The organism is Streptomyces sp. NPDC046900 (genome assembly GCF_040644975.1).
GTDB lineage: Bacteria > Actinomycetota > Actinomycetes > Streptomycetales > Streptomycetaceae > Streptomyces.
Genome location: NZ_JBEYXD010000256.1, coordinates 1 through 1,314, shown reverse-complemented (window position 1 = coordinate 1,314; position 1,314 = coordinate 1). Strand labels below are relative to the sequence as shown.

Here is a 1,314-nt window from a genome sequence, read left to right as displayed (position 1 = left end):
TGAAGTTCCCCCGCTGAGCTGGACAGCCTGATACTGGGACGGTTGGGTCCCAGAGGAAGCAGTCCAGGTTGAGTGGCAAGAGCAACATGAGCAAGCGGTACACGCCCGAGTTCAAGCGGGACGCGGTGGAGCTGGTTCGCTCCTCCGGTCGGAACGTGACCGAGGTCGCCCGGGAGCTCGGCGTGAGTGCCGAGGGGCTGCGCGGCTGGGTCAAGCAGGCGAAGGTCGACCGCGGCGAGGGGCCCGCTGGCGCGCTGACCAGTGATGAGCGGGACGAGCTGCGGCGGTTGCGTCGTGAGGCCGCCGAGCTGAAGAAGGCGAACGAGATCCTGGTAAAAGCAGCGGCCTACTTCACGAAGGAGATCGTGAAGTAGGCGAGGTGTGCCTCTTCATCGATGCGGAGAAGGCCACCGAGGGCAACCCCGATGGCTACAGCGTTGTGCTGCTGTGCCGTGTATTGAAGGTCCCGCGCGGCACGTACTACTCCTGGCTGGCCAGTCGGCCGGCCGTCGCCGAGCGGCAGCGCGCCGAGGACGAACTCGCCGAGGAGATACGGGAGATCCACGGGAAGTCGCGTGGTGCCTACGGTGCCCCGCGCGTGCACGCCGCGCTGCGGCGCAAGGGCCATGCGATCAACCGGAAGAAGGTTGAACGGATCATGCGGGAGCGCGATATCCGAGGCGTGACCCGCCGCAAGCGCCGGTACCTGACGAAGCAGGACACCAAGGCCGCCCCGGCCCCGGACCTGGTCGGCCGCGACTTCACCGCCGCCGAGCCCGGCACGAAGCTCGTCGGGGACATTACGTATTTGGCGACGATCGAGGGCTGGTGGTATCTGGCGACGGTCATCGACCTGGCGACACGCGAGGTGATCGGGTACGCGATGGCCGATCACCACCGCGCTGAACTGGTTACCGACGCGCTGGAGATGGCCGCCGGGCGCGGCCAGTTGCAGCCCGGCTGCATCATGCACACCGACCGCGGCAGCGAGTACACGAGTAGCGAATTTCGCCGGGAAATAAGGAAGTTGAACCTGAGGCAGAGCATGGGGCGAACCGGCATATGCTACGATAACGCCGCAGCCGAGAGCTTTTTCGGTTTGCTCAAAGCGGAGATCGGCACGACCGTCTGGGAGAGCCGCGAGGCGGCCCGCGCCGACGTCTTCCGCTTCATCGAAGTCGAATACAACCGCACCAGGCTCCGCAAACACCCCGAGTTCGGGTACCTCACCCCACTCGAAACCCGAGCCAGGCTGCAGCACGACTTCACCCCCGCAGCGTAAGCATCCGCTGTCCAAGATCAGGGGGGAACTTC

At 65.7% G+C, this 1,314-nt stretch carries 2 protein-coding genes; both read left to right on the top strand.

The window, feature by feature from the left end; all coding sequences use genetic code 11:
- The first annotated feature begins 68 nt into the window (after positions 1 to 68).
- Entirely contained in the window at positions 69 to 374 is a 306-nt protein-coding gene (locus tag ABZ904_RS51300) for a transposase (protein WP_361831240.1), read from the top strand.
- A 5-nt stretch (positions 375 to 379) separates the two neighbouring features.
- Positions 380 to 1,282 carry an IS3 family transposase gene (locus ABZ904_RS51295; RefSeq protein WP_361831237.1) on the top strand — a complete coding sequence of 301 codons (903 nt, stop codon included), beginning with the start codon at positions 380 to 382 and terminating at the stop codon, positions 1,280 to 1,282.
- Positions 1,283 to 1,314 lie beyond the last annotated feature (32 nt).